This window comes from Xanthomonas sp. NCPPB 1132 (genome assembly GCF_056629235.1).
In genome coordinates, this window is the sequence record NZ_CM152819.1 from 1741219 (window position 1) to 1765002 (window position 23784).

A 23784-nucleotide genomic window follows, 5' to 3' on the forward strand; every position below is an offset into this window, starting at 1 on the left:
GTGGCCGCATGACACCCGCGCGTCGCGTCCTTGTACGGCGCGCCACGCCCGCGCGCACGGCGTATGCTGGACGCCTGCGTCGCCTCGGGAGGGCCATCGCATGCGCCGCTTCGCCAATTTCCGCGAGTTCGATCCGTTCTATCTGAGCGAACACCGGCATCGGGTGTCGCGGCGGCTGCATTTCGTCGGCAGCCTCGGCGTGCTGGCGAGCCTGCTGCTGGCGCTGTGCACCGGCCAGCCGCGTTGGCTGTGGGCCGCACCGGTCTGCGGCTACGGCTGCGCCTGGATCGGCCATTTCGTGTTCGAGAAGAACCGGCCGGCCACGTTCAAACACCCGCTGTACTCGCTTGCCGGCGACTGGGTGATGTTCAAGGACATGCTGCTGGGCCGCATCCGCTGGTAACCGGCGCCCGCGGCGGCGCTCGTTATACTGCGGATTCGATTTCTTTCTGGTTAATGGAGCAACCTGATGCCGTCCACGTTCTTCTTCGCGGTGGTGCTGCTGGCCGCCGGCGTGATCATTCTGTTCAAGACTGTGCGCATGGTGCCGCAGGGATTCCAGTGGACGGTGGAGCGCTTCGGTCGCTACACCCACACCCTGTCGCCCGGCCTGCATTTCCTGATTCCGGTGGTGTACGGGGTGGGCCGCAAGGTCAACATGATGGAACAGGTGTTGGACGTGCCCAGCCAGGACGTCATCACCAAGGACAACGCGGTGGTGCGCGTGGACGGGGTGGTGTTCTTCCAGGTGCTGGATGCGGCCAAGGCTGCCTATGAAGTGTCCAACCTGGAGATCGCCACCATCGCCCTGGTGCAGACCAACATCCGTACCGTGATCGGCTCGATGGACCTGGACGAGTCGCTGAGCCAGCGCGAGACCATCAATGCGCAACTGCTGAACGTGGTCGACCATGCCACCAATCCGTGGGGCATCAAGGTCACCCGCATCGAGATCCGCGACATCCAGCCGCCGCGCGACCTGGTCGATGCGATGGCCCGGCAGATGAAGGCCGAGCGCGAGAAGCGCGCGCAGATCCTCGAGGCGGAGGGCTCGCGGCAGTCGGAGATCCTGCGCGCCGATGGCGAGAAGCAGGCCGCGGTGCTGGAGGCCGAAGGCCGCAAGGAGGCCGCGTTCCGCGACGCCGAGGCGCGCGAGCGCCTGGCCGAGGCCGAAGCGCGGGCGACGGCGATGGTGTCCAAGGCCATCGCCGAAGGCGACGTGCAGGCGATCAACTACTTCATTGCGCAGAAGTACGTGGAGGCGTTCAAGGAACTGGCCACGGCGCCGAACCAGAAGTTCGTGCTGATGCCGATGGAGTCCAGCGGCATCATCGGCTCGATCGCCGGCATCGCCGAACTGGCGCGCGAGGCGCTGAACAAGCAGGGCACGCCGCCGGCAGTGCCGCGCGTTCCGCCGCGCAGCGGAGTCTGAGCCATGCGCATCGAGGTGATGGCCTGGGGTGCCCTGACCTTGTTGCTGTTCGCAGCCGAAGCGCTGGCGCCGGGCGCCTTCATGCTGTGGATGGGCTTCGCTGCCGCGGCGGTCTTCCTGGCCTTGCTGGTGGTTCCGGGCATGCCATTGTTGTTGCAGGTCGGCGCGTTCGTGGTGTTGAGCTTCGTCTCGATCCAGGTGTACCGCAGTTGGTTCCGCAACCGCGCCCGGGCCAGCGACCAGCCGCTGCTGAACCGTCGCGCCGAGCAACTGATCGGCCGCGTGGTGACGCTGGACCAGCCGATCCACGGCGGCCGCGGCCGCGCCAAGGTCGACGACGCCTTCTGGGTGGTCGGCGGCCCCGACCTGCCGGTCGGCAGCACGGTGCGCATCGTTGGCGTGGATGGGATGACGCTGCTGGTCCAGGCGGCTTGAAAGAGCCGGGATTGGGGATTCGTAGGAGCGGCTTCAGCCGCGACCTGGGGCCGATGACGGGTCGCGGCTGAAGCCGCTCCTACGGCACTACGACACCACGCGATCAAGCGGAGTCCTTCGGCTCAGGACGGCCGCTCCTACGAACCCCCAATCCCGACTCCCCAATCCCGGCCCCCAGCCAGCGATAATGGGGGACTTTTCTCACGGACCCGCGCCATGACTCAGAAGACCATCCTCAACGACAGCCACCGCGCCCTCGGCGCCAAGATGGTCGACTTCGGCGGCTGGGACATGCCGATCCACTACGGTTCGCAGATCGACGAGCACCACCAGGTGCGCCGCGACGCCGGCATGTTCGACGTCAGCCACATGACCGTGGTCGATCTGCACGGCGAGCAGGTCCGCGCGTTCCTGCGCCACCTGCTGGCCAATTCGGTGGACAAGCTGAAGGCGCCGGGCAAGGCGCTGTATACCTGCATGCTCAACCCGCAGGGCGGGGTGATCGACGATCTCATCGTCTATTACATGTCCGAGACCTTCTTCCGCCTTGTGGTCAACGCCGCCACCCGCGCCAAGGACCTGGCCTGGATCGGCGAGCAGGCACAGGCCTTCGGCGTGCAGGTGCGCGAGCGCGACGACTTCGCGATGATCGCGGTGCAGGGACCGAACGCGCGCACCAAGGCGATCGGCCTGCTGCGCGAGGAAGACCGCGCCGCCGCGCAGAAGCTCGGCCGCTTCGCCGCGATCGAGGCGACCTCGATCGACGGCGTGCCGCTGTTCGTCGCGCGCACCGGCTACACCGGCGAGGACGGCTTCGAGATCGTGCTGCCGCAGCAGCAGGCGCCGGCGTTCTGGGAGGCGTTGATCGGCGCCGGGGTCAAGCCGGCCGGCCTGGGCGCGCGCGACACGCTGCGCCTGGAGGCGGGCATGAACCTGTATGGCCAGGACATGGACGACAGCGTCTCGCCCTACGAGGCCGCGCTGGCCTGGACCGTCACCCTCGACGAGGGCCGCGACTTCATCGGCCGCGCCGTGCTGGAAGCGCAGAAGGCCGGCGGCGCGCCGCGGCAGATGATCGGCCTGGTCATGGACGAGAAGGGCGTGCTGCGCCACGGGCAAAAGGTGCTGACCGCGAACGGCGACGGCGAGATCCTGTCCGGTACCTTCTCGCCGACGCTGGGCAAGGCGATCGCCTTCGCGCGGGTGCCGGCCGGCGAGCCGGGCGCGGTGCGCGTGGACATCCGCGGCAAGGAAGTGCCGGTGCGCGTGGTCAAATTCCCGTTCGTGCGCGAAGGCCAGGTCCAGCCCGGCGTGCTCGGCTGAGTTCCATTCGCCGCGCGCGACTTCTTCCCTACGCGCGCGGTTCGCTACACTAGCCTCCCATCCTCGATACCGTCTTCTTCCGGAGCAGCCCCATGAGCGAGATCCCTGGCGACCTCAAATTCCTCAAGTCCCATGAATGGGCCCGCGTCGAGGGCAATGGTCGCGTGACCATCGGCATCTCCGATCATGCCCAGGGCCTGCTCGGCGACCTGGTCTACGTCGAACTGCCGAACGTCGGCGATCACGTCGAGGCCGGCAACGGCGTGGCCGTGGTCGAGTCGGTCAAGGCCGCCTCCGACGTGTACAGCCCGCTCAGCGGCAAGGTGGTCGAGGTCAACACCGCGCTGAGCGACAAGCCGGAAACGATCAACGAAGACGCCTATGGCGAAGGCTGGATTCTGGTGCTGGAAGCGGACGACGCCGAGCAGTTGAACGAACTGCTGTCGCCGGACGAGTACGCCGAACTGCTCGAGGAAGACGGCCACTGAGCCGACCGCCCTGTCGCGACACCCGAACCGGCCGCCTCGTGCGGCCGGTTTCTTTTTGGGCGCCACGCAGCGGCCACCGCTGTCCGCATCGGCGTCGCCCTCCTCGGCATGGCCGTTGCGGCAACCCGTGTCGCTGACGTCGCGGCGTGTGTTGATGCGAAGACGGTGTGAGGTTGTCGCTGGACTGCACTTCGAGCGCAGCGTGGTTGCCGCGTGGCGGTGTCCGATGCATTCGACGCGCATGCCCGGCGGCGCCGGTTTTCCGACGCGGCGCAGGGTGCGGTGCGGTGCAGCGCGCCGTAGCGGTGCGTGCCGGCGCCAGCCGGCGACCTGTGCGATCCGTGTCGGTCGATGTACCCGCGCGAAGCTGTCGGTGGCGGCATGGCGTGGAGGTGGGCGAGGTGGTCGCCTGCGTTGTGGCGTGGCGACGAGGTGAGTGCAGGTCGCGTCGCAGTGGCGCGATGCGCCACGTCGCGGCGACGCCCAGCGCGATGCATCGCGTGCGTCGCGACCGGCGCACGACGCAAAAAAGTTTGCGCACTTTTGCGCATTTGCACTTGTGCGATGCCGGAACCGCACGCGGTCGCGAAATTTTTTTTCAGCTAGCGGACAGCCTGGCGTGTGCTCCCGCGATTGCTGCCGACGCGTTGTCGCGACCCGTCCGCAACGCGATGGCCGCGTCGCGTCGTTACAGAAAACACGGAAATTTCCCTGCTTTTTTTGCGCGCGCCGTTTTCCTTGTGGTGCCGGCATCGGCGATCGGTGGCGTCGGCAAGGCGGCTGGCGCGGCATGCGGCGGTCGTGGAGTGCGCGCCAGCGAAAAAAAAATTGCGCGGAAGTGTTGACAGTAAAAAAAACCGTGATTAGGTTTCGCCCAGCAGACGTTGCTGCGCAAGCGAGTGAATCGGATCGACATCAAAACGCGAAGCACAACTTGGACATCCGCCAGGAACCCGAAGATGGTGGAGTTGGAGTCGCTTCCCTCCGAGAAACGCAACGTCTCCCCTGGCATCGCACCCGTATCGCTATCCGGTACGGGTGTTTCTGTATCCGATCCGGCCCGCAGCGCGCGCCGGCGGTTCCCGCAGGCGGAGCATCGCCGCGAGGTTGCTTTAACTGGGCATTTTCAATCCATAGTTCACTGACGAGGAGCCATCCCATGGCCACGAAAAAAGCTGCGAAAAAGCCGGCCGCTAAGAAGGCGGTCAAGAAGACTGCCGCCAAGAAGCCGGCAGCGAAGAAGGTTTCGGTAAAGAAGGCGGTCAAGAAGGTCGCCAAGAAGGTGGCCAAGAAGGTCGCCAAGGTGAAGAAGGCGGTCAAGAAGGCCGTTGCCAAGAAGGCAGTGAAGAAGACGGCGAAGAAGGCCGCCACCAAGAAGACCGCGAAGAAGGCCGTCGCCAAGAAGGCCGTAAAGAAGACCGCGAAGAAGGCTGCGACCAAGAAGACCGCTGCCAAGAAGACGGTGAAGAAGTCGGCTGCCAAGAAGCCGGCCGCGAAGAAGGCAACTGCGAAGAAGGCCACCGCCAAGAAGACCGTGGCGAAGAAGAAGCCGGCCGCTCGCAAGAAGAAGGCCGCTCCGGTCGCGCTGCCGGCCACGCCCGCGCCGCTGATCTGATCCATCCCGATCGCTGTTCCTAGACTCTCTCCCCGGTGCCCAGCGGGGAGGGAGTTTTTTATGTGCGGCATCCTGCGGTGCGATCGCAGCGCGCCTCTCTGCCTGACGGTACAGGTGGCGTTCGTCTTCTCGACCATCGAAGACCGCGCTCTGCGCCCAGCGTGCCAGGTCGCGACGTGCACATCGTGCCGTATATCTCGCCCCACTGACTCGCGGCCACCCGCCGCTCGCCTGTTTCCAACCCACGTCGACTGTCCTCTTTGCCTTGATCGCCAGGTCGGCAGGTAGGGATCTGCCTGCGTCTCTCGCATTGGAACGAGCCTGCATCGGGACCACCGCTCCGCGATCGGGTGCCTGCGGCGATGGCTGCGCATCCATCCGGTCTTCCCCACTGCGTTTGTCGCCCTGCCGATCAAGCGCGCAGCACGCGTGAGCAAGCGGGTTCGGCGAGGGACCTGCGCGAACGCGATAGGCCAGCCACCGCACGGCGGCGGCCTGCAGTGCAGCGGGGTATCGGATTGAATGCACCGACCGAATGTGGATCGACCGGTCGCCGCAATCGGACCCGCTGCAGTTATCGAGACGCTTCTGGCATCCTCGGACCAGCCCAGCCGTCTTGCGCCACGCGCGCAGCGCGTCAGCGTGGCCTTGCCCGACGCTCGACACCGCAAAGCTGTTTCCGCGCATTGCGTAGATCGCAGGGAATCTTGGGTCACCTGCTTGGCCCCGTTCAAGCCGAACGTCGCACGCGCCGTAGGAGTCAACTGTCATGCACCTGCGATGACAGGAGGAGCGTACGGGGCCTGATCGCGCGCGATGGCATTGAGCCAGCGCAGGAACTTGTGCATGCAGGCGACGATGGCGACCTTGGCCGGCTTGCCCGCTGCGCGCAGACGTGCGTAGGTGTTGGCCAAGGGGGATTTGGCGCGGATGCTGGCCCAGGTGGCCATGTACAGCACGCGCCGCACGTCGGCACGTCCGCCTTTGATGCGGCGCTGGCCTTTCCAGCAACCGCTGTCGTGATTGAACGGGGCCAGCCCGACCAGGGCAGCGAGCTTGCGTGGCGGCAGCGTGCCCAGCTCTGGCAGCCGCGCGGCCAGAACCGCGCGCAGGATCGTCCCGAGCCCAGGCACCTTGGGTAGGCTCGAGCAGGTCTTGCCCTGCTGCTCGATCTCCTGCGTCAACGTCTGGATCTGCTGGTTCAGCAGGGCGATCACCTCTCGGCAGCGGTGTTGCACCTTGGCGCTGGTGATGTGCTCCAGGCGCCGCCGATGGACATCACGCTGGCTCACCAGGGTGGCACGCAGGTCCAGCAGTTCGCGAAGAGATTGCTGGTGCTCGGGTGCCACGGGCGTGGGCATGGTCGGGATGTGCTGGGCGGCGATGGCCAGCAGGCGCGCGTCCAGGGCATCGGTCTTGGCATGCAGGCCCAAGGCCTGGGCGAGCTTGCGCGGACGATCGGCGGCCATCCGCACCACGGGCAGGTCGGCCTGCCGCAACACTTGCAGCACGGCATGTTCGTAGCCGCCACTGGCTTCCAGCACGATCCGCTCGCAGCCCAGCTCGGCCAGGCGCTGGGCCAGCGCACGCTGCCCCTGTGGCGTATTGGGTTGGGTCCAGGTCTGCTCGTCCGGCAGGACATGAATGACCAGTTCGGCCTTGGATACATCGATCCCGACATGGCGTCGCATAGACGTTCTCCGCAGTAGACTTATGGACGAGAGCGCTCCTGCCGATGCCCATGCTTGTGGAGTTCGAGCTCGTCACTCGGGCAACTGTTCGGGCTTGTCAGGCAGGAGAACCGGAGTGCGGCGGCGCTGACTCCTACTCGTGCTTGCTGGCACTGCGGCTAAACGGCCTGCCGCACTCCGCTCTCACCTGCAACGATAGACCCTTATTTGACACAAGCGGCTTCAGCCGCGACGGGCTACCCGGACCGCCTGTCGCGGCTGAAGCCGCTCCTACAAGGATGTATCTTGCCTAGCAGGTGCCCAGCGCTCTTGTGCGACAGCGCATCATCCCGTTGCCAGCACGCCCGCCCCGGCGTGAGGCGACGTGGCGTGACATGTCCACGATGAGATCGTGGACGGCGGCGAGAACGTGCGCTGCGCGCCTTGTGCGTTATCCGTGGAAGCGACGGTGCGCGCCATCGGCGGGCACCACGAGCGCGCGCTGCCGTCAGGGCGATGCGGGCGCTGAATTTCCTTGTGGCGTCAGCTCGGCCATTGCGGCGGCACTCGGGCGAGGCGATCGCGCCGCCGCATCGCCACGCCGTCGCAACGCGACAAGGCTGCATCGCCGCGATGGGGCAGCGGGACCGCACAACGCAGCGCAGGTCAGTGCCGCAGACAGCAGAAAGGCGGCTTGCGCCGCCTTCTGCGAGGGTGCTGCTCGGAGACCGCGCTCAGTGCGGCGAGGCCACCGACTTGGACGAGGACGCGCCCTTCTTGTCCTTCGGGTCCGGACGCTCGGCCATCAGGTTGTCGCTGCCGAAGTCGGTGTCCACGTCCAGCCAGCGCTGCGCCGGCAGGCCGATGGCGCGGTCGAGCACGGTTGGCAGCAGGCCCGAGGGCAGGCCGCTCTCGCCGTTCCACAGGATCGCCACGGCGAAGTCGCGTTCCGGCACCAGCGCGATCAGGCCGCGGTAGCCCTGCACCGCGCCGGCATGGAAGATCACCTGGTGGCCGGAGTAGTCGAACACACGCCAGCCCAGCGCGTAGCTGGCCGAGTTGACGCGGGCGCGGCGCCAGCCGGAGCGCATCTCGCCCGGGGTGAGGATCAGCGGCGCGTGCAGGGTCGCCAGTAACGGCTCCGGCAACACGTCCGGGCGATGCCCGGTCTGCGCGATCAGCCACTGCGCCATGTCGCTGATGCTGGCATTGACGCCGGCGGCGGGCGCCAGGCGGTAGTAGGTCGGCTTGGGCGTCAGCGAGACCCAGCCGTTGCGGCTGCGCACGTGCGGGCGCGCCCAGCGCGGGCTGGCCTGGATGCCGGCCAGGCCCATGCTGGCGTCGTTCATGCCCAGCGGCTTGAAGATGCGCCGTTCCACCGACTGCTCATAGAAGCTGCCGGACGCGGCGAACACCACGTCGCCGATCAGGCTGAAGGCGACGTTCTGGTAGGCGTAGCACTCCCCCGGCGCGCACTTCAGCGGCGCATAGGCCAGCTTGTGGCTGAGCGTGTAGTAGTCGAGGTTGGATTCGACGTCGCGGTCGTAGGCGTTGTAGGTGAGGCCAACGCGGTGGCTTAGCAGGTCGGCGACATTCAACTTGCGCGTGGCCACCGGATCGCTGAGCTGGAAGCCCGGCACGTAGTCGACGACCTTGCTGTCCCAGCGCAGGGTGCCGTCGGTAACCAGCAGGCCGGCCATGGTGCCGGCGAAGGCCTTGGACAGCGAGGCCAGGCGGAACACGGTATGCGCATCGACCGGCTCGGGGCGGTTGACGTCGGTGACGCCGTAGCCGCGCGCGCTGAGCACCTGGCCGTTGTGCACGATGGCCATCGCCAGGCCGGGTACGCGCTCGCCGTAGGTGAGCTGTTCGGCGGCCGACTCCAGCGCGGCCACGTCGAAGTCCCGGGCCAGCGGCAGCACCTGGCTCTGCGTCAGCGAGGCGCGGTAGGGCAGCGGCTGGGTCGGCGAGGTGTAGCGCGTGGCTTCGGTGTGCAGCGGCGGCGGCAACGGTTGTGCGGGCGCCGGCGTCTGTGCGGTGGAGGACATCGCAAAGGGCAGCAATGCCCCGAGCAACCCGGTTGCCACCGGTCGAAGGAGCCGGTGCCTGCTGTTCTGTGTCATTGCGCCTGAGGCCTGTGAGGTGCTGCCGGCAACGATTCTAGCGCCGGATTTCTCGAATGCACAAACTGGGAGAAGATGAATAGGCATCGCCTTGATCCTGCTGGGGATTTCCCGCCTCGTGCGGGGGTGCGCAGGCCTGCCGGCGGAGCGGTGGCGGGGACTGCGGCGGATGCCCACGGACATGCAATCACCGTGCCGCGCACGGCTTTGCCTAGCCCCTCTCCCCCCGGGAGAGGGGTTGGGGTGAGGGTAGGTCGCCTAGCAGCGGATCTACCGCCGCGATACTCGTGCGCTCGCCCCCTCCGCGCAGCGGCACGCAGCCGCCGCCTCACCCCTCCCGCAGCACAGCCCGCCCACGGATCAGATCCGCAGCACGTTCGGCGATCATCATCGTCGGCCCGTTGGTGTTGCCGCTGACCAGCCGCGGCATCACCGAGGCGTCTACCACGCGCAGGCCGTCGAGGCCGCGCAGGCGCAGTTGCGGGTCGACCACCGCCTGCGCGTCGCTGCCCATCCGGCAGGTGCCGATCGGGTGATAGATGGTTTCGGCCTTGGCGCGGATGAAGGCGACCAGCCCGGCCTCGTCCAGGTCCTCGCGTGCCGGCAGCAGCGGCGCGCCGCGAAATGCATCGAACGCCGGCTGCCGCAGGATGTGCCGCGCCAGCCGCGCGCATTCCACCAGCATGCGCAGGTCGAAGCCATCGGGATCGCTGAGGTAGTTGGCCTGGATCCGCGCCGGCGTGCGCGGGTCGGCGTCGTTGAGCGCGATGCGGCCACGGCTGCGCGGCTGCAGGTGGCAGGCATGCAGGGTGAAACCGTCGCCGGGCAGGCGGTTGCGTCCGTGGTCGTCGAGCATGGCCGGCACGAAATGCAACTGGATGTCGGCGCGCGCGTCCGGCGCCAGCGGCGAGCGGATGAAGCCGCCGGCCTCGGCGATGTTGCTGCTGCCGGCGCCACGATGCCCGCGCAGGAAATAGTCGAAGGCGATCTTGGCCTGGTTGCGGCGGTCGTAGCTGATGCCGGGGCGGGTGCGGTACAGCGTGCACACGTCCAGGTGATCCTGCAGGTTGGCGCCGACCTGCGGCTGGTCCAGGTGCACCGCGATGCCGTGGCGGCGCAGCGCATCGGCCGGGCCGATGCCCGAGAGCATCAGCAGCTGCGGCGAGTTCACCGCGCCGGCGCTGAGCAGCACCTCGCGCGCGGCGCGCGCCTGCACCTCGCGGCCGTCCTGCGCATAGGCGACGCCGACCACGCGGCCGCCCTCGATCAGCAGGCGCAGCACCAGCGCGTCGGTGACGATTTGCAGGTTGTCCCGCGCGCGCGCCGGCGCCAGGTAGGCCACCGCCGCCGAGCAGCGTGCGCCGTCCTTCTGGGTGACCTGGTACAGGCCCACGCCCTGTTGCTGCGGGCCGTTGAAATCGGGGTTGTGCGGGAAACCCGCTTCCTGCGCGGCCGCGATGAACACGTCCGAGAGCGGGTTGTGGTAGCGCAGGTCGGAGACGTGCAGCGGTCCGTCGCCGCCATGCAGCGCATCGCCGCCGCGGCTGTTGCGTTCGCTGCGGCGGAAGTAGGGCAGCACGCCGCGCCAGTCCCAGCCGTCGGCGCCGTCGGCCGACCAGTCGTCGTAGTCGGCGGGCACGCCGCGCACGTAGCACATCGCGTTGATCGAGCTGGAGCCGCCCAGCACCTTGCCGCGCGGCCACCACAGGCGGCGGTCGTTCAAGGCCGGCTCGGCCTCGGTCAGGTAGTTCCAGTTGATGCGGCGGTTGCTGGCCAGGCGCGCCAGGCCCGCGGGCATGTGGATGAAGGGATTGCGGTCGCGCGGCCCGGCCTCGATCAGCAGCACCTTGCAGTCGCGGTCCTCGCTCAGGCGGTTGGCGAGCACGCAGCCGGCCGAGCCTGCGCCGATGATGATGTAGTCGTACACCCGCGGTGTCCCCTGAGTTCCTGGCGCCGACGCTAGTCGCCGAGGATAGAGCATATGCTCGGCGCGGCCGCCGCCGGACACAAGGCGCGTATGGCGCGGGCTGCGGATCGCGCACGCGCTGGCGGTGTTGCGGTGCATCAGCTACCGTGCGCGTTTTCCGCCCCCCGAAAATCGCCATGTCCCGTTCCTGCGCCAGGGTCCGCCGCCGATGAGCGCCACCCCGCATGCTCCCGGTGCGCTGGCGCGGCTGCGCGGCGCCCTGCGCGATTCGCCGCCGCTTGCGTGGGCGTTCCTGTACTTCTTCTCGCTGCTCAGCGGCTACTACGTGCTGCGGCCGGTGCGCGAGGCGATGGGCGCCTCCGCCGACGTGGCCGCGGTGTTCCCGCCGGCGATGATCGCGTTCTTCGCGGCGCACGGCATGCCGCTGAAGGAGTTCGCGCTGCAGGTGCTGTTCACCTGCACCTTCCTGATCATGCTGTTGCTGCAGCCGATCTACGGCGCGCTGGTCAGCCGCTATCCGCGGCGGGTGTTCCTGCCGGTGGTGTACGGCTTCTTCATCGCCACGCTGTTGCTGTTCTACGTGCTGTTCGACAGCGGCGTGCCCGGGCGCGGCATGGCCTTCTTCCTGTGGATCTCGGTGTTCAACCTGTTCGCGGTGGCGGTGTTCTGGAGCTTCATGGCCGATGTCTTCAGCAACGCCGAAGCGCGCGCCTGCTACGGCTACATCGGCGCCGCCGGCACGCTCGGTGCGTTCCTGGGGCCGGTGATCGCCAGCAGCCTGGTCGAGCGCGTCGGCATCGCCAACCTGATGCTGGTGTCGGCCGGCTTCCTGGTGGTCAGCGTGGTGTGCCTGCTGCGCCTGCGGCTGTGGGCGGTCGCCCGCGAACGCGAGCGCGGCGTGGTCGGCGGCGAGGCGCCGATGGGCGGCGACGTGCTGGCCGGGCTGAAGCTGATCGCGCGCGAACCGCTGTTGCGCTGGCTGGCGCTGATGTCGGTGTTCGGCGTGGGCGTGGGCACCCTGCTGTACAACGAACAGGCGGCGATCGTGCGCCGCCTGTACACCGATGCGGCGGCCAGTACCGCCTTCTACGCCAACATCGACCTGGCGGTGAACGCGGTGACCCTGGTGATGCAGTTGCTGGTCACCCGCGCGCTGCTGTCGCGCTTCGGCATCGGACCGGCGCTGCTGATTCCCGGCTGCGCGATCCTGCTCGGCTATTCGGTGCTGGCGGTGTCGCCGCTGCCGATGCTGGTGGCGGTGGTGCAGGTGGTGACCCGCGCCGGCGAGTTCTCCCTGGCCAAGCCGGCGCGCGAGACCCTGTACACCCGGGTCGGCCGCGAATGGCGCTACAAGGCCGGCGCGGCGATCGATACGGTGATCTACCGTGGCAGCGACCTCAGCTTCGCCTGGCTGTACAAGCTGCTGTCGGGGTTCGGCTCGCAGGTGGTGTTCGTCGCGGGCCTGTTGGCCGCCTCCGGCATGACCCTGGGCGCGTGGCGGCTGCTGCGCGAGGCGGCCAAGCTGCCGCCGGAACGCACGCCGCCGACGCGCTGAGCCGTCGCCGCGTGGCCGAGGACTGGCCGCCCATCGGGACGCTGGCTATGCTGGCGCCCTGTCTCCTGTGCCGGATAGCACGATGATCCTGTTGGCTTCGATCCTGGTCGGCGCGGTCGCGCTGCTGCACCTGTACATCCTGGTGCTGGAAATGGTCCTGTGGACGCGTCCGCTGGGCATGAAGGTGTTTCGCAACAGCCCGGAGAAGGCGCAGGCCACGCGAGTGCTGGCCGCCAACCAGGGGCTCTACAACGGCTTCCTCGCCGCCGGCCTGGCCTGGGGCCTGGTCGCGCAGCGGGTCGACGTGATGCTGTTCTTCCTCGGCTGCGTGGTCGTGGCCGGCCTGTACGGCGGCTGGAGCGTCAGCCGCCGCATCGTGTTCGTGCAGGCGCTGCCGGCGGCGCTGGCGATCGCGGCGGTGCTGCTGGCGTACTGAGCCGCACCCGCGCTGCAGACACGTAGCGCGGCGATCAGGCGGTGCTCGGCGTGCGTGGCGACACCCACATGGCGATGCGCGCGACGCACGCCACCTGCCCGCGCGTATCGCGGATCTCCACGCTGACCGGCAGGTCGTAGCCGCGCTCGGCGGCGACGATCGCCACGTCCGGCGTGGCCACCGCATGCATCGGGCCCACCGCCTTGCTGCGGTAGTCCACCTGCATGCCCTTGGGAATCCATCGCATCGAGGACGGCAGGCTGGCGTCGACCATGAGGCCGCCAGCCAGTTCCGCCAGGTTGCACAGGGCGATCGCATGCACGGTGCCGATGTGGTTGCTGACGCGGCGCCGGTGCGCGATGCGCGCCTCGCAGCGGCCCGGCTGCAGCACGGTGATGCGCGGGGCGATGCTGGCGAAGTAGGGCGCCTTGAAACACACCGCGCGCGCGAACAGCCAGGAGCCGGCCGGCCAGCGTTGCATGCGGCGATAGAGCGAAAGCAGTTGGCTCATGACTGTGTCCTCAAACGCACGACGGCGGACCGAAGTCCGCCGTCGTGGGTGTCGCATGACCAGAAGGATCAGGCCGCTTCGCGCGAATGCCCGTCGGCGGCCGCGGCCGCGGCACGCTGGTAGTAGCTCGCCGAGCGCAGTTCGTCGGTGTCGAAGTCGTCGACGCTGATCGTGTCCATGGTGATCTCGCGCAACTCCTCCAGCTGACGGCGTTCGTCGGCCGACAGCACGCCTTGGCGCACCGCCTCGTCCAGCTGCGAGGCGAAGTCCAGCGCCTCGATGCCCTTGCTCTTGAGCGCCTTCAGGAACTTGCGCTCCACCGGCTCGGCCAGCACCGCCTTGGTCAGATAGCTGGCGATGCGGCCGCCGGGGTTGTTCTCGCACGGGGTCAGGAACACGCCCTGGCCCAGGCGATCACGGGCTTCGTTGGGGGTCATCAGCAGTGCGGCGACGCGATGGCCCAGGCGGTCGCCCGGCGCCTCGGCACGGCGGCCCCACGGGAAGATCAGTGCCCACATCAACCAGCCGACCGGGCGGATCGGGAAGTTGCGCAGCGCCGCCGACAGCGCCAGCTCGATCTTGTGCACGCTGTCGTGGAAGGCCCAGGCCAGCAGCGGCTGATCGGTGGCCGGCGCGCCGTCGTCGTGGTAGCGCTTGAGCATCGCGCTGGTCATGTAGATGTGGCTCAGCACGTCGCCCAGGCGTCCGGACAGCGACTCCTTGAACTTCAGCTTGCCGCCGAGCATCAGCATCGACACGTCGGCCATCAGCGCCAGGTTCGCCGAGTAGCGATCCAGCTTGCGGAAGTAGCGGCGGGTGTAGGCATCGCCCGGCGCGGCGCCGATGCGTGCGGCGGTCAGGCCGAACCACAGCGAACGCACCGCGTTGGAGATGGCGAAGCCGATGTGGCCGAACAGGTTGCGATCGAACTCGTCGACGCCGGCCTTGTGGTCCGGATTGCCGGCGGCCTTCATCTCCTTCATCACCCACGGATGGCACAGGATCGCGCCCTGGCCGAAGATCAGCAGGCTGCGGGTCATGATGTTGGCGCCTTCCACGGTGATCGCGATCGGCGCGGCCTGCCAGCTGCGGCCGGCGAAGTTGCGCGGGCCTAGGATGATGCCCTTGCCGCCGACCACGTCCATCACGTCGCTGATGACCTCGCGGCTCATCGTGGTGCAGTGGTACTTGGCGATCGCCGACGGCACCGACGGCACGTCGCCGCGGTCCACCGCCGCGGCGGTGGCCTGCGACAGCGCGCTGATCGCATAGGCCTTGCCGCCGATGCGCGCCAGCGCCTCTTCCACGCCTTCGAAACGACCGACCGACAGGCCGAACTGCTTACGGATGCGCGCATACGCGCCGGTGACGACCGCGCCGAACTTGGCGCCGCCGCTGGCGGTGGAGGGCAGGGTGATCGAACGGCCCACGGCCAGGCACTCGTTGAGCATGTTCCAGCCCTTGCCGACCATCTCCACGCCGCCGATCAGCTGGCTCAGCGGGATGAACACCTCGCGGCCGTGGATCGGGCCGTTCTGGAACGGCGAGTTCAGCGGGAAGTGGCGGCGGCCGATCTCGACCCCCGGGGTCTCGCGCGGCAGCAGCGCCAGGGTGATGCCGATGTCCTTGGTGTCGCCGATCAGGCCTTCCGGGTCGTACATGCGGAACGCCAGACCGACCAGGGTCGCCACCGGGGCCAGGGTGATGTAGCGCTTGTCGAAGGTCAGCTTGACGCCGAGCACGTTGGCGCCGTTCCACTCGCCCTTGCAGACGATGCCGTAGTCGGGGATCGAGGTGGCATCGGAGCCGGCGAACGGACCGGTCAGGCCGAAGCAGGGCACTTCCTGGCCCACCGCCAGGCGCGGCAGGTAGTAGTCCTTCTGCTCCTTGGAGCCGTAGTGCAGCAGCAGTTCGCCCGGGCCCAGCGAGTTGGGCACGCCGACGGTGGAGCTGACCACGCTCGACACCGAGGCGATCTTCTGGATCACCTTGTGGTGGGCCAGCGCGGAGAAGCCGAGGCCGCCGTATTCCTTCGGAATGATCATGCCGAAGAACTTGTTCTTCTTGATGAAGCTCCACAGTTCCGGCGGCAGGTCGGCATGGACATGGGTGATGTCCCAGTCGTTGGTCATCCGGCACAGTTCTTCCACCGGGCCATCGAGGAAGGCCTGCTCTTCGGCGGTCAGCTGCGGCTTGGGATAGTTCAGCAGCTTCTGCCAGTCCGGATCGCCGGTGAACAGTTCGCCTTCGAAGCCGACCGAGCCGGTTTCCAGGGCGATGCGCTCGGTCTGCGACAGCGGCGGCAGCACCTTGCGGAACACCTTCAGCATCGGCGCGGTGAGCAGCGGCTTGCGCACGAACGGCAACAGCAGCGGCACCGCGACCACCGCCAGCACGACGGCCGCGACGATGGTGGCGACGTGGTTGGCGCCGAGCAGCCAGCACGCGACCAGCAGCGTGGCGCTCAACGCGGCCCAGACGGCGAGCCGCATGCGGTGATAGGCGGCGAACGCGCCGGCCAGCAACAACACGAGGAAGGGGGCAATGATGCTCATGGGCGTGCTCCGGGGAGGTACTCGGTGACGGCGGACGATGCGCCGGCGCAGGCCGGTGGCAGGGCGTCCAGGTAGTGCAACACAGTGGCGGTAAATGCGGCGTTGTCGTCGCCGGCCAGCATATGCGTGGCCTCGGGCAGATGCGCGTGCTGCGCGTGCGGCACCAGCGACAGGAATTCTTCGATAGTCTGCGGCGTGACCAGGTCGCTGCGGCCGCCGCTGATCAGCAGCAGCGGACACTGCACGTGCGCGGCGGCCTGCGCGATCGCGCCCTGATGCTGGTCGCTGTCGCGCGCCAGCTCTTCGACCAGGCGCGGATCCCAGTGCCAGTACCAGCGGCCATCGGCGTGCTGGCGCAGGACGCTGCGCAAGGCCTCGGGCGACTTGCGCGCGCGCTGCGGCAGATACGCGGCGATCGCGTCGCCAGCGTCGTCCAGGCTGGCGAAACCCTGAGGGTGCGCGGTCATGAAGGCGAGGATGCGTTCGACCCCGGCCGGTTGCCAGCGCGGGGTGATATCCACCAGCACCATCGCGCGGAACAGGCCCGGCCAGCGCGATTCGGCGATCAGCCCGAACAGTCCGCCCATCGACGCGGCAACCAGCACCGGCGGTGGCGACATCTCGCCGGCGACCACGATCAGGTCGTCGGTGAACTGCTCGCCGCGATAGGGCAGGTCCGCCGGGTTGCGTGCGGAGTCGCCATGGCCGCGCGCGTCGTAGGCGACGCTGCGGTAGCCGTGCGCCTGCAGCGCCGCGGCGGTTGCCGACCACGCGTGCCGGGTCTGGCCGAAGCCATGTGCGAACAGCACCGAGCCTGCCTCGCCGGGACCAGTGACGGTCGCAGCCAGCGCCAGCTCGCCAGCGCCCGAGAGGGTGGCCGGGACGGACTGCGCGACAGTGGCGGAAGCAGAAACCATACGAGATAGTATGGTCGCCCGGCGCGGCATGTCAATACGATGCAGTATGGGTGCGAAAAGCCAATGCTGCCGGGCGTTTGCGCCCACCGCGCGAAGGCCACATACTGCAACTGACGTCCCCGTATGGTTAAATCCACGGATGAATACCGCGCCCGCTTCTTCCTCCGACGACGGCGCCGCTTCCGGCGGTGGCCGCAACAACCGGCTCAGTGCCGAAGACTGGGCGCAGGCCGCCCTCGACCTGATCGCCGAACAGGGCGTGAGCGCGGTGGCGGTGGAGCCGCTGGCGCGGCGCCTGGGCGTCACCAAGGGCAGCTTCTACTGGCATTTCCCCTCGCGTGATGCGCTGCTGCAGGCTGCGCTGGAACGCTGGGAACTGGTCGAGCAGCAGCAGGTGTTCGGCAGCCTGGAAGAAGTGCCGGATCCGCGCACGCGGCTGCGCGCGCTGTTTCAACTGGTCGCGCATGAGGTCAAGCCGCACGTCATCTACAGCGAGCTGCTGAAGGCGCTCGACCATCCCGCGGTGCGCCCGGTGATCGACCGGGTCTCGCAGCGGCGCATGGAGTACCTGATCGCCTCGTTCCGCCAGGCCGGGCTCAGTCGCACCGACGCCCAACATCGCGCACGCCTGGCCTATGCCGCCTACGTCGGCTTCCTGCAGCTGTCGTTGCAACTGCACCAGCCCAAGCAGGCGCGCGAGGACTTCGAGGCCTACGTCGAACACGTCATCGTGACCTTGATTCCCGGCTGATTCCTGCAGCATTTGCATTCGTATTGAATGCGACGCTAGCTGGCCGATTTGTTTGTATTGAAAAAGCTGGCTGCATAAGAAAACGGCCCCTTTCGGGGCCGTTTTTGTTGTCGCTACATCTGCTGTATCAGAACCGCTGGGTGTATTGCATGAACAGGTAACGGTCGTAGTCCAGCATCGGATCGATGGACGAGGAGCTGTTGTTGGTCAGCGAGTAGGTGATCGGCGGTTGCTTGTTCCACACGTTGCGAGCACCCACGGTGACCGCGCCGTTCCAAGGGGCCGACCAGGTCATCGAGACGTCCTGATAGGTGATGGCGCCCTTCTTGTTGGCGCCCACGCCACCGCCCCAGCCGGCGTTGGGCGTCTGGTAGTCGGGCTCGTTGCACTCTTCGGCGTACTGGCAGTAATCGCGGTAGCCGCCGTAGTAGCGCAGGTTCCAGCTGGCCGACAGGTCGCCCTTGACCCAGTTCACGCCGAGCGTGGCCCGAACGCGCGGGTAGTTCCAGTAGCCCGCGTAGTCGTTCCACGGGCTGCCGTTGTCGCTCTGCTGCCGGAACGCAACCAGGTAGTTGCTGTCCAGTCGCAGCGAGAACTGGCCGACCGCGAATTCCGGCAGGCGATAGTTCGCGACGAAGTTGTAGCCTTCGGTTTCCAGCGCACCCAGGTTGGTGTTGCCGCGGCTCAGGCTGACCACCTGGCCGGTGGCCGCATCGCGGGTGTAGTTACAGAAGGAGGTAACGCCGTTGTAGCACTGGTTCAGCACATAGGTCGCGCTGACCGCGGTGATCACGTTGGAGATGCTGATCTTGTACCAGTCGAGCGAGAAGTCCAGGCCCTGCACCCAGTGCGGGCTGAAGACCAGGCCGACCGTGCGGGTCTTGCTGTACTCCGGCTGCAGCTCGGCGTTGCCCACGCCGGCCTGGAACGCGGTGTTGCTCTGCGTTTCGCGGGCGCTGACAGGCTGGCCGGCGTTGTCGGTCTGGCGGAAGTTCGTCGAGAGGCCTTCCGACGCGCAGCGCGCTGCCACGGCCGGCGTGGACAGCTGGCCAAAGCGTGCATCGCACGGATCGGTGAACGGATCGAAGGACTGCGAGCCGCCGCCGAAGGTGTCGTCCAGGGTCGGGGCGCGGAAGCCCTTGCCGTACGTGCCACGCACCAGCAGATCCTCGACCGGCTTCCAGGTCAGGCTGAACTTGCTGTTGGTGGTGTTGCCGAACCGGTCGTAGTCCGAGTAGCGGCTCGCCACGTCGAACGAGAGTTCCTTGGCGAACGGCACGTCCTTCAGGACCGGAATCATCAGTTCCAGGTACGCTTCGTTGGTCTTGTACTTGCCCGTGGTCGGCGCGGCGGCCAGGTCGGTGGTGTAACCGGCGCTGGAGAGCTGGTCCGGGTAGTCGTAGCCGCTGACTTCGCGGTGCTCGACACCTGCCGCGAACGCGAATTCGCCTGCCGAACCCGGCATGTCGAACAGGCCGCCGGTGATGTTGGCGAAGTACTGCTTGCTTACGCTCTGCTGGGTGGCCTGGCCCAGGGTGCTGATGTACTTCAACGCGTCGGCGGTGGACGCGGACGGGCCGCCGAGGATGTTGAACGGCGTGCACTGTCCGGCAGCCAGGTTGGTGCCCAGCGCGATCGGGTTGGCCGCGGTACCGCACTGGACCACGCCCTGTGCATTCAGGAAGGACGGCCCCAGGGCCTTCTGCAGCGCCAGCAAGTTGACGTTGCCGGTGCTGATCTGGGTGACGTCGTACTTGTTGTAGTTCATGCCGACGTCCCAGTTCCAGCCATGGGTGCCGACATTGAACGCGCCTTCCAGAGCGGCGTCGAAGTGGAAGCTCTTGACGTCGTTTTCCGACACGCGCGGAACTTCCGTGATGCGACGGAACCAGGAGGTGATGTCCTGGCCGACCGGGTTGTAGTAGCTCTGGCCGCTGATGGAGACCGGGAACGTGCGCTGCGAGGTCGCGCTCAGCGGATAGCCGCCGACCTGGCGCGTGGAATCGCGCTCGGAGTACATCGCCGTCGACTTGAAGGTGATGTTCTCGTTGAGATCGAAGCTGCCCGAGGTGAATACCGACTTGGTCTCATTGCCTTGCGCCAGCATCATCTGCTGGGTGACGTTGAAGCGATCGTCGGTGGTCAGGCCGTTGTGGTAGTTGGCGAGGTTGCGCGAATCGGCGCCGACGCCGTTGCCGTCCCACGAACCGGTGTGGTTGAGGACGTAGGTGCTGCCGTTGTAGTTGAAGCGGCCCCACGGGCCGGTGGCGCTCAGGCCGTCCAGCGGGTGGTTCGGCCCAAAGGTGGTGCGGGTCAGTTCGCGGTCCTTGGCGAACACCGGATCTTCCTTGGTGTAGCTGGCGCCGAACACGAGCGAGGAGTGGTCGCCGCTGGCGCCCAGGGTGATCGAGTACGACTGCTTCTGGCCGTCGCCGCGGCCGTTCTGGCCGAACAGCGCCGAGGCTTCGGCACCTTCGAAATTCTTGCGCAGGATGATGTTGACCACGCCGGCAACGGCGTCGGAGCCGTAGATCGCCGAGGCGCCGTCCTTCAGCACTTCGATGCGATCGATCAGGGCGCTGGGGATGGTCGACAGGTCGGTGTAGCCGGCCAGGCTGGAGGTCCAGCGCTTGCCGTTCACCAGCACCAGGGTGCGCTGCTCGCCCAGGTTGTACAGGTTGACGTACTGGCCGCCCTGTTCCGCGTTCGAGGTCAGCACCGCTGCCTTGCTGAACGTCTGGGTGCCGGAGACGGTGAGGTTCTGCAGGATGTCGCCGACGCTCACCAGGCCGGACTTCTTGATCTCCTCAGAGGATACGGTGAAGACCGGCTGGGCGGTCTCGACGTCCACCGAACGGATGCGCGAACCGGTGACTTCGATGCGATCCAGGTTGGTGGCGCCACTGGTGCTCGCGTCCTGAGCGAAGGCTGCGCCAGTGCTGCCGCCAGCGCCCACGACCAGCGCGAGCACCACTGCGTCGCGCAGTTTGTTGGTCTTGCAATTCATTAGCTATCTCTCCGAATGAGATTGGGTAAAGCCCAAGGTTTGCCTGTGGGCGGAATCGAAAGCGCGATTCCAAATCCCTTCAGGGTGCCTGGATGTTATCCCGGTCGGAGGAAGAATTAAAGTCCCGTTAACAAGGGAGTGTTTTGACGTGAATTCGATTAAAAATCACGTCTCCATCACAAAATGCATTGTGATGGGGCGGCATATGCCGCAGGCTGCTCGCTACAGGTCCTGCTCGTATCGCACGTAGGGGATGGTCCCCTCTTCGGTGCTGATGTTGTTCGGCGAGAACGGGTTCTTGCCGCGGGTGATGACGTTCTCGGCACCCACGGTCAGCTGGCCGCTCCACGGCGTGCGCCAGGTCAGGCCTACGCCCAGGCCGGTCCACTTGCCGGGCTGGCCGGGGGCGTCGACGACGCGGCCGATGACGTTGGCGCTGAACGAGCCGTAGCCGCCGCCGATGCTCAGGCTCTTGCTGTCCCAGCGGTCGAGCATGGCCGGGGTGGCGTCGGCGATCGGCACCAGGCGCGCCTTGGCGTAGGTGCCGCCGATCGAGACGAAACCCTCGCGGCCGATGTTCTGCTGCGCGAAGACGGTCAGGTCGTTCTGCTCCATCCGCATCGATGGCGTCTTGTTGGCGCCGGCCAGCCAAGCGGGGAGGTTCTCGCGGCCGGTGCCGGCCGACAGCGACAGGCGCCCGCCGGGGCGGTTGAAGGTGGTGGTGGCGGCGACGTGGTGGCCGGTGGTGCCGTCGTCGTCGCCCAGGCTGGCCAGCATGCAGTGGCTGGCCAGCCCGCTGATGCTGCTGCCGCTGGCGCTGTTGCAGAGCAGCCCCAGCGAGTCGCCGGAGGACAGGCCGAACGCGGCATCCAGCGAGTTGCGGCCGAAATGCCAGCGCGCGCCCACGGCCTGTTCGCCGGTGGGCTCCAGGTACAGCAGCGCCTCGACCTTGCCGCTGCCCTTGTTCCAGACCGGCAGGACGGTGCGGTCCTGGCCGCTGGCCGGCTTGCTCTGCGCGTGCGCGCCCGTGCTCGCCGCAAGGGCGATCAGCAGGGCGAGCGGTAGGCGCAGGAAGGGTCGCATCAGCAATCTGAGACTTGGGGCGGGAACGAAAGTTCCCGCCAGGCAGGGTGGTCGATGCTAGTGGGTTTATGTTTCTTTAACAAGTCGGACTCCCCGGTCGCGACGCGCATTTCAGCTAGTGCAAGCGCTCCGAGGATGCCGGTTCAGCCTGCGTTACGGCAAACAATACTCCGAATTCCGTCAAGGGGAAGTCATAGTGCCGGCCGCAGAACTCGCAGCGGATCTCAACTTGGCCGGTGGCCTCGGCGGCGGCGCGCGCTTCTTCCTCGCCGAGCGAGCGCAGCATCGCCGCCACCCGCTCGCGTGAGCACGAGCAGCCGAAGCGCAGCGGGCGGTCGCCGAGCAGCTCCGGGGTCTCCTCGTGGAACAGCCGGTGCAGCAGGGTTTCGGCCGGCGTGGCCAGCAATTCGGCCTCGCCGACGGTCTCGAACAGCGCCCCGGCGCGGTTCCAGCCATCCTCGTCGCCAGCGTCGCCGGGCAGCTTCTGCAGCAGCAGGCCGGCGGCGTGGCTGCCGTCGGCGGCCAGGATCAGCCGCGTGGGCAACTGCTCGGACTGGCGGAAGTAGTCCTCGAAGGCCTCGTCCAGTTCGGCCGAGGACATCGCCACCAGGCTCTGGTAGCGCTGCGGTTCGCGCGGATCCAGACCGGGGTTCTCGATGGTGATCGCCAGCAGGGCGTCGTCGCCGAGCGCGCGCAGGTCGCGCGGCGCGTCCTGGCCCTCGCCCAACTGGACGATGCCGCGCAGCGTGCCGGCGGCGGTGCATTCGGCGAACAAGGTGCGCAGCGCGCCCTGGCTGCGCAACTGCACCGACAGGCGGCCGTCGACCTTGGTGTGGCCGGTGAACAGGGCCGCGGCGACGCAGGCCTCGCCCAGCAATTCGGTGGCCGCGGCGGGGTAGCTGGCCGGCGCCAGGATCTCGCGCCAGGTGTCGTGCAGGCGCACGTGCACGCCGCGCACGCCGGCGCCGGGGAGCAGGAAGCGGGTCAGACGATCGTCGGAAGAATGCATTGCGGCCTCGCTGCGCATGGGAAGATGGCGACCGCACGAACGTGGATCGTCATGGTGGACCAGATCGAAGAAAGCATAGGAATGGGGGCGGGGCGCCGCGATGCAAGTGGCGCCGCATCGCCGCGTCCACGGACCAGGCGATGGCGCCGCTGGCTGCTGCTGGCGCCGTTGCTGTTCGTGCTGGCCAGCGTGTCGCAGGTGCTGCTGCTGCGCTTCGTCGATCCGCCGTTCTCGGCGATGATGCTGGAGCGCCAGCTCGGTGCCTGGGCCGGCGGCGACTGGTCCTACCGCATCGCCTACGACTGGCGCGATTCTGCGCAGATCGCGCCGAGCCTGCCGATCTCGCTGGTCGCCGCGGAGGACCAGCGCTTTCCCAGCCATCATGGCTTCGACCTGGATGCGATCGAGAAGGCGCGCGACCACAACGCCCGCGGCGGGCGCCTGCGCGGCGCCAGCACGATCAGCCAGCAGGTCGCCAAGAATCTGTTCCTGTGGCAGGGCCGCAGCTGGCTGCGCAAGGGGCTGGAGGCCTGGTACACGGTGTTGATCGAGGCGCTGTGGTCGAAGCAGCGCATTCTTGAGGTGTACGCCAACGTCGCCGAGTTCGGCGACGGCGTGTACGGCGCGCAGGCGGCCGCGCGCAGCTTCTGGAACAAGGACGCGGCGCAGCTGACGCCGGCGCAGAGCGCGCTGCTGGCGGCGGTGCTGCCGGCGCCGCAGCGCTACAACGCCACGCGTCCCGGCCCTTACGTGCAGGGCCGCGCCAACTGGATCCAACGCCAGACCCGGCAACTGGGCGGCCCGTCCTACCTGCAGGCGCCGTAGCTTGAGCCCCTCTCCCCCCGGGAGAGGGGTTGGGGTGAGGGTAGGGCCGCACGTGAGCCTGGTGGGGTTCGGCGGCAGGCGCACCCTCATCCGCCCCTTCGGGGCACCTTCTCCCAGTGGGA

At 67.7% G+C, this 23784-nt stretch carries 20 protein-coding genes; 11 read left to right on the top strand and 9 right to left on the bottom strand.

The window, feature by feature from the left end; all coding sequences use genetic code 11:
• Positions 1-100: 100 nt before the first annotated feature.
• The 7 genes from AC1G9L_RS07330 to AC1G9L_RS07360 all read left to right on the top strand — a co-directional run bounded on the left by AC1G9L_RS07330 (position 101) and on the right by AC1G9L_RS07360 (position 5293).
• On the top strand, positions 101-403 hold the full coding sequence (locus tag AC1G9L_RS07330) for an Mpo1-like protein (RefSeq protein ID WP_019800278.1): 303 nt from the start codon (positions 101-103) through the stop codon (positions 401-403).
• A 66-nt stretch (positions 404-469) separates the two neighbouring features.
• Positions 470-1432, top strand: a complete 963-nt coding sequence (locus AC1G9L_RS07335) for an SPFH domain-containing protein (protein WP_010343188.1) — start codon at positions 470-472, stop codon at positions 1430-1432.
• A 3-nt stretch (positions 1433-1435) separates the two neighbouring features.
• Positions 1436-1867, top strand: coding sequence for an NfeD family protein (locus AC1G9L_RS07340; RefSeq protein WP_019800279.1), 432 nt, complete (start codon positions 1436-1438; stop codon positions 1865-1867).
• Positions 1868-2083: 216 nt separating this feature from the next.
• A complete protein-coding gene (gene gcvT / locus AC1G9L_RS07345; protein WP_019798982.1) occupies positions 2084-3190 on the top strand; it encodes a glycine cleavage system aminomethyltransferase GcvT in 1107 nt (368 codons plus the stop codon).
• Positions 3191-3282: 92 nt separating this feature from the next.
• Positions 3283-3678 (top strand): glycine cleavage system protein GcvH, encoded by a 396-nt coding sequence (gene gcvH / locus AC1G9L_RS07350; RefSeq protein WP_010344201.1) that lies wholly within the window; start codon positions 3283-3285, stop codon positions 3676-3678.
• 461 nt (positions 3679-4139) lie between these two features.
• Positions 4140-4523 (top strand): hypothetical protein, encoded by a 384-nt coding sequence (locus AC1G9L_RS07355; RefSeq protein ID WP_481070588.1) that lies wholly within the window; start codon positions 4140-4142, stop codon positions 4521-4523.
• Positions 4524-4837: 314 nt separating this feature from the next.
• Positions 4838-5293 carry a hypothetical protein gene (locus tag AC1G9L_RS07360; RefSeq protein ID WP_010344200.1) on the top strand — a complete coding sequence of 152 codons (456 nt, stop codon included), beginning with the start codon at positions 4838-4840 and terminating at the stop codon, positions 5291-5293.
• Between the two features lie 767 nt (positions 5294-6060).
• Here AC1G9L_RS07360 and AC1G9L_RS07365 read toward each other — a convergent pair.
• The 3 genes from AC1G9L_RS07365 to AC1G9L_RS07375 form a co-directional block, all read right to left on the bottom strand.
• On the bottom strand, positions 6061-6984 hold the full coding sequence (locus tag AC1G9L_RS07365; protein ID WP_481069675.1) for an IS110 family transposase: 924 nt from the start codon (positions 6982-6984) through the stop codon (positions 6061-6063).
• A 713-nt stretch (positions 6985-7697) separates the two neighbouring features.
• Positions 7698-9086 (bottom strand): serine hydrolase domain-containing protein, encoded by a 1389-nt coding sequence (locus AC1G9L_RS07370; protein WP_481070589.1) that lies wholly within the window; start codon positions 9084-9086, stop codon positions 7698-7700.
• Positions 9087-9414: 328 nt separating this feature from the next.
• Positions 9415-11013: a choline dehydrogenase gene (locus tag AC1G9L_RS07375; protein ID WP_019801549.1), complete on the bottom strand. Its 1599-nt coding sequence runs from the start codon at positions 11011-11013 to the stop codon at positions 9415-9417.
• A gap of 208 nt (positions 11014-11221) precedes the next feature.
• Here AC1G9L_RS07375 and AC1G9L_RS07380 point away from each other — a divergent pair, with 208 nt between their 5' ends.
• Both AC1G9L_RS07380 and AC1G9L_RS07385 read left to right on the top strand, forming a co-directional pair.
• Positions 11222-12568, top strand: coding sequence for an MFS transporter (locus tag AC1G9L_RS07380; RefSeq protein WP_019801550.1), 1347 nt, complete (start codon positions 11222-11224; stop codon positions 12566-12568).
• An 82-nt stretch (positions 12569-12650) separates the two neighbouring features.
• Positions 12651-13004: a DUF1304 domain-containing protein gene (locus AC1G9L_RS07385; RefSeq protein ID WP_010344196.1), complete on the top strand. Its 354-nt coding sequence runs from the start codon at positions 12651-12653 to the stop codon at positions 13002-13004.
• A 34-nt stretch (positions 13005-13038) separates the two neighbouring features.
• Here AC1G9L_RS07385 and AC1G9L_RS07390 read toward each other — a convergent pair whose 3' ends face one another.
• The 3 genes from AC1G9L_RS07390 to AC1G9L_RS07400 all read right to left on the bottom strand — a co-directional run bounded on the left by AC1G9L_RS07390 (position 13039) and on the right by AC1G9L_RS07400 (position 16987).
• Positions 13039-13515, bottom strand: a complete 477-nt coding sequence (locus tag AC1G9L_RS07390; protein WP_019801551.1) for a DUF4442 domain-containing protein — start codon at positions 13513-13515, stop codon at positions 13039-13041.
• 68 nt (positions 13516-13583) lie between these two features.
• Positions 13584-16070: an acyl-CoA dehydrogenase gene (locus tag AC1G9L_RS07395; RefSeq protein ID WP_019801552.1), complete on the bottom strand. Its 2487-nt coding sequence runs from the start codon at positions 16068-16070 to the stop codon at positions 13584-13586.
• On the bottom strand, positions 16067-16987 hold the full coding sequence (locus AC1G9L_RS07400; protein WP_019801553.1) for an alpha/beta fold hydrolase: 921 nt from the start codon (positions 16985-16987) through the stop codon (positions 16067-16069). Before AC1G9L_RS07400 ends, AC1G9L_RS07395 begins: the two co-directional genes overlap by 4 nt.
• A gap of 139 nt (positions 16988-17126) precedes the next feature.
• Between AC1G9L_RS07400 and AC1G9L_RS07405 the strand changes: the two genes are divergently transcribed.
• Positions 17127-17738: a TetR/AcrR family transcriptional regulator gene (locus tag AC1G9L_RS07405; protein ID WP_010344192.1), complete on the top strand. Its 612-nt coding sequence runs from the start codon at positions 17127-17129 to the stop codon at positions 17736-17738.
• 127 nt (positions 17739-17865) lie between these two features.
• Here the strand turns inward: AC1G9L_RS07405 and AC1G9L_RS07410 are convergent, their stop codons facing one another.
• The 3 genes from AC1G9L_RS07410 to hslO all read right to left on the bottom strand — a co-directional run bounded on the left by AC1G9L_RS07410 (position 17866) and on the right by hslO (position 22837).
• Entirely contained in the window at positions 17866-20745 is a 2880-nt protein-coding gene (locus tag AC1G9L_RS07410; RefSeq protein ID WP_019801554.1) for a TonB-dependent receptor domain-containing protein, read from the bottom strand.
• Positions 20746-20967: 222 nt separating this feature from the next.
• Positions 20968-21828 (bottom strand): XOO1806 family protein, encoded by an 861-nt coding sequence (locus tag AC1G9L_RS07415; protein ID WP_371182839.1) that lies wholly within the window; start codon positions 21826-21828, stop codon positions 20968-20970.
• A 115-nt stretch (positions 21829-21943) separates the two neighbouring features.
• Complete coding sequence (gene hslO / locus AC1G9L_RS07420; RefSeq protein ID WP_209029673.1) at positions 21944-22837, bottom strand: Hsp33 family molecular chaperone HslO; 894 nt, start codon at positions 22835-22837, stop codon at positions 21944-21946.
• An 81-nt stretch (positions 22838-22918) separates the two neighbouring features.
• On the opposite strand from hslO, the gene mtgA reads away from it, so the two are divergent.
• Positions 22919-23662, top strand: coding sequence for a monofunctional biosynthetic peptidoglycan transglycosylase (gene mtgA / locus AC1G9L_RS07425; protein ID WP_481071053.1), 744 nt, complete (start codon positions 22919-22921; stop codon positions 23660-23662).
• Positions 23663-23784 lie beyond the last annotated feature (122 nt).

What these genes read in the sequence shown, in the direction of transcription:
- mtgA (WP_481071053.1), top strand. Translation starts at nt 22,919, where the DNA reads ATGGGGGCGGGGCGCCGCGATGCAAGTGGCGCCGCATCGCCGCGTCCA.
- AC1G9L_RS07335 (WP_010343188.1), top strand. Translation starts at nt 470, where the DNA reads ATGCCGTCCACGTTCTTCTTCGCGGTGGTGCTGCTGGCCGCCGGCGTG.
- gcvH (WP_010344201.1), top strand. Translation starts at nt 3,283, where the DNA reads ATGAGCGAGATCCCTGGCGACCTCAAATTCCTCAAGTCCCATGAATGG.
- AC1G9L_RS07410 (WP_019801554.1), bottom strand. Translation starts at nt 20,745, where the DNA reads ATGAATTGCAAGACCAACAAACTGCGCGACGCAGTGGTGCTCGCGCTG.
- AC1G9L_RS07370 (WP_481070589.1), bottom strand. Translation starts at nt 9,086, where the DNA reads ATGACACAGAACAGCAGGCACCGGCTCCTTCGACCGGTGGCAACCGGG.
- AC1G9L_RS07385 (WP_010344196.1), top strand. Translation starts at nt 12,651, where the DNA reads ATGATCCTGTTGGCTTCGATCCTGGTCGGCGCGGTCGCGCTGCTGCAC.
- hslO (WP_209029673.1), bottom strand. Translation starts at nt 22,837, where the DNA reads ATGCATTCTTCCGACGATCGTCTGACCCGCTTCCTGCTCCCCGGCGCC.
- AC1G9L_RS07415 (WP_371182839.1), bottom strand. Translation starts at nt 21,828, where the DNA reads ATGCGACCCTTCCTGCGCCTACCGCTCGCCCTGCTGATCGCCCTTGCG.
- AC1G9L_RS07360 (WP_010344200.1), top strand. Translation starts at nt 4,838, where the DNA reads ATGGCCACGAAAAAAGCTGCGAAAAAGCCGGCCGCTAAGAAGGCGGTC.
- AC1G9L_RS07340 (WP_019800279.1), top strand. Translation starts at nt 1,436, where the DNA reads ATGCGCATCGAGGTGATGGCCTGGGGTGCCCTGACCTTGTTGCTGTTC.
- AC1G9L_RS07395 (WP_019801552.1), bottom strand. Translation starts at nt 16,070, where the DNA reads ATGAGCATCATTGCCCCCTTCCTCGTGTTGTTGCTGGCCGGCGCGTTC.
- AC1G9L_RS07355 (WP_481070588.1), top strand. Translation starts at nt 4,140, where the DNA reads ATGCGCCACGTCGCGGCGACGCCCAGCGCGATGCATCGCGTGCGTCGC.
- AC1G9L_RS07365 (WP_481069675.1), bottom strand. Translation starts at nt 6,984, where the DNA reads ATGCGACGCCATGTCGGGATCGATGTATCCAAGGCCGAACTGGTCATT.
- gcvT (WP_019798982.1), top strand. Translation starts at nt 2,084, where the DNA reads ATGACTCAGAAGACCATCCTCAACGACAGCCACCGCGCCCTCGGCGCC.
- AC1G9L_RS07380 (WP_019801550.1), top strand. Translation starts at nt 11,222, where the DNA reads ATGAGCGCCACCCCGCATGCTCCCGGTGCGCTGGCGCGGCTGCGCGGC.
- AC1G9L_RS07405 (WP_010344192.1), top strand. Translation starts at nt 17,127, where the DNA reads ATGAATACCGCGCCCGCTTCTTCCTCCGACGACGGCGCCGCTTCCGGC.
- AC1G9L_RS07400 (WP_019801553.1), bottom strand. Translation starts at nt 16,987, where the DNA reads ATGGTTTCTGCTTCCGCCACTGTCGCGCAGTCCGTCCCGGCCACCCTC.
- AC1G9L_RS07330 (WP_019800278.1), top strand. Translation starts at nt 101, where the DNA reads ATGCGCCGCTTCGCCAATTTCCGCGAGTTCGATCCGTTCTATCTGAGC.
- AC1G9L_RS07390 (WP_019801551.1), bottom strand. Translation starts at nt 13,515, where the DNA reads ATGAGCCAACTGCTTTCGCTCTATCGCCGCATGCAACGCTGGCCGGCC.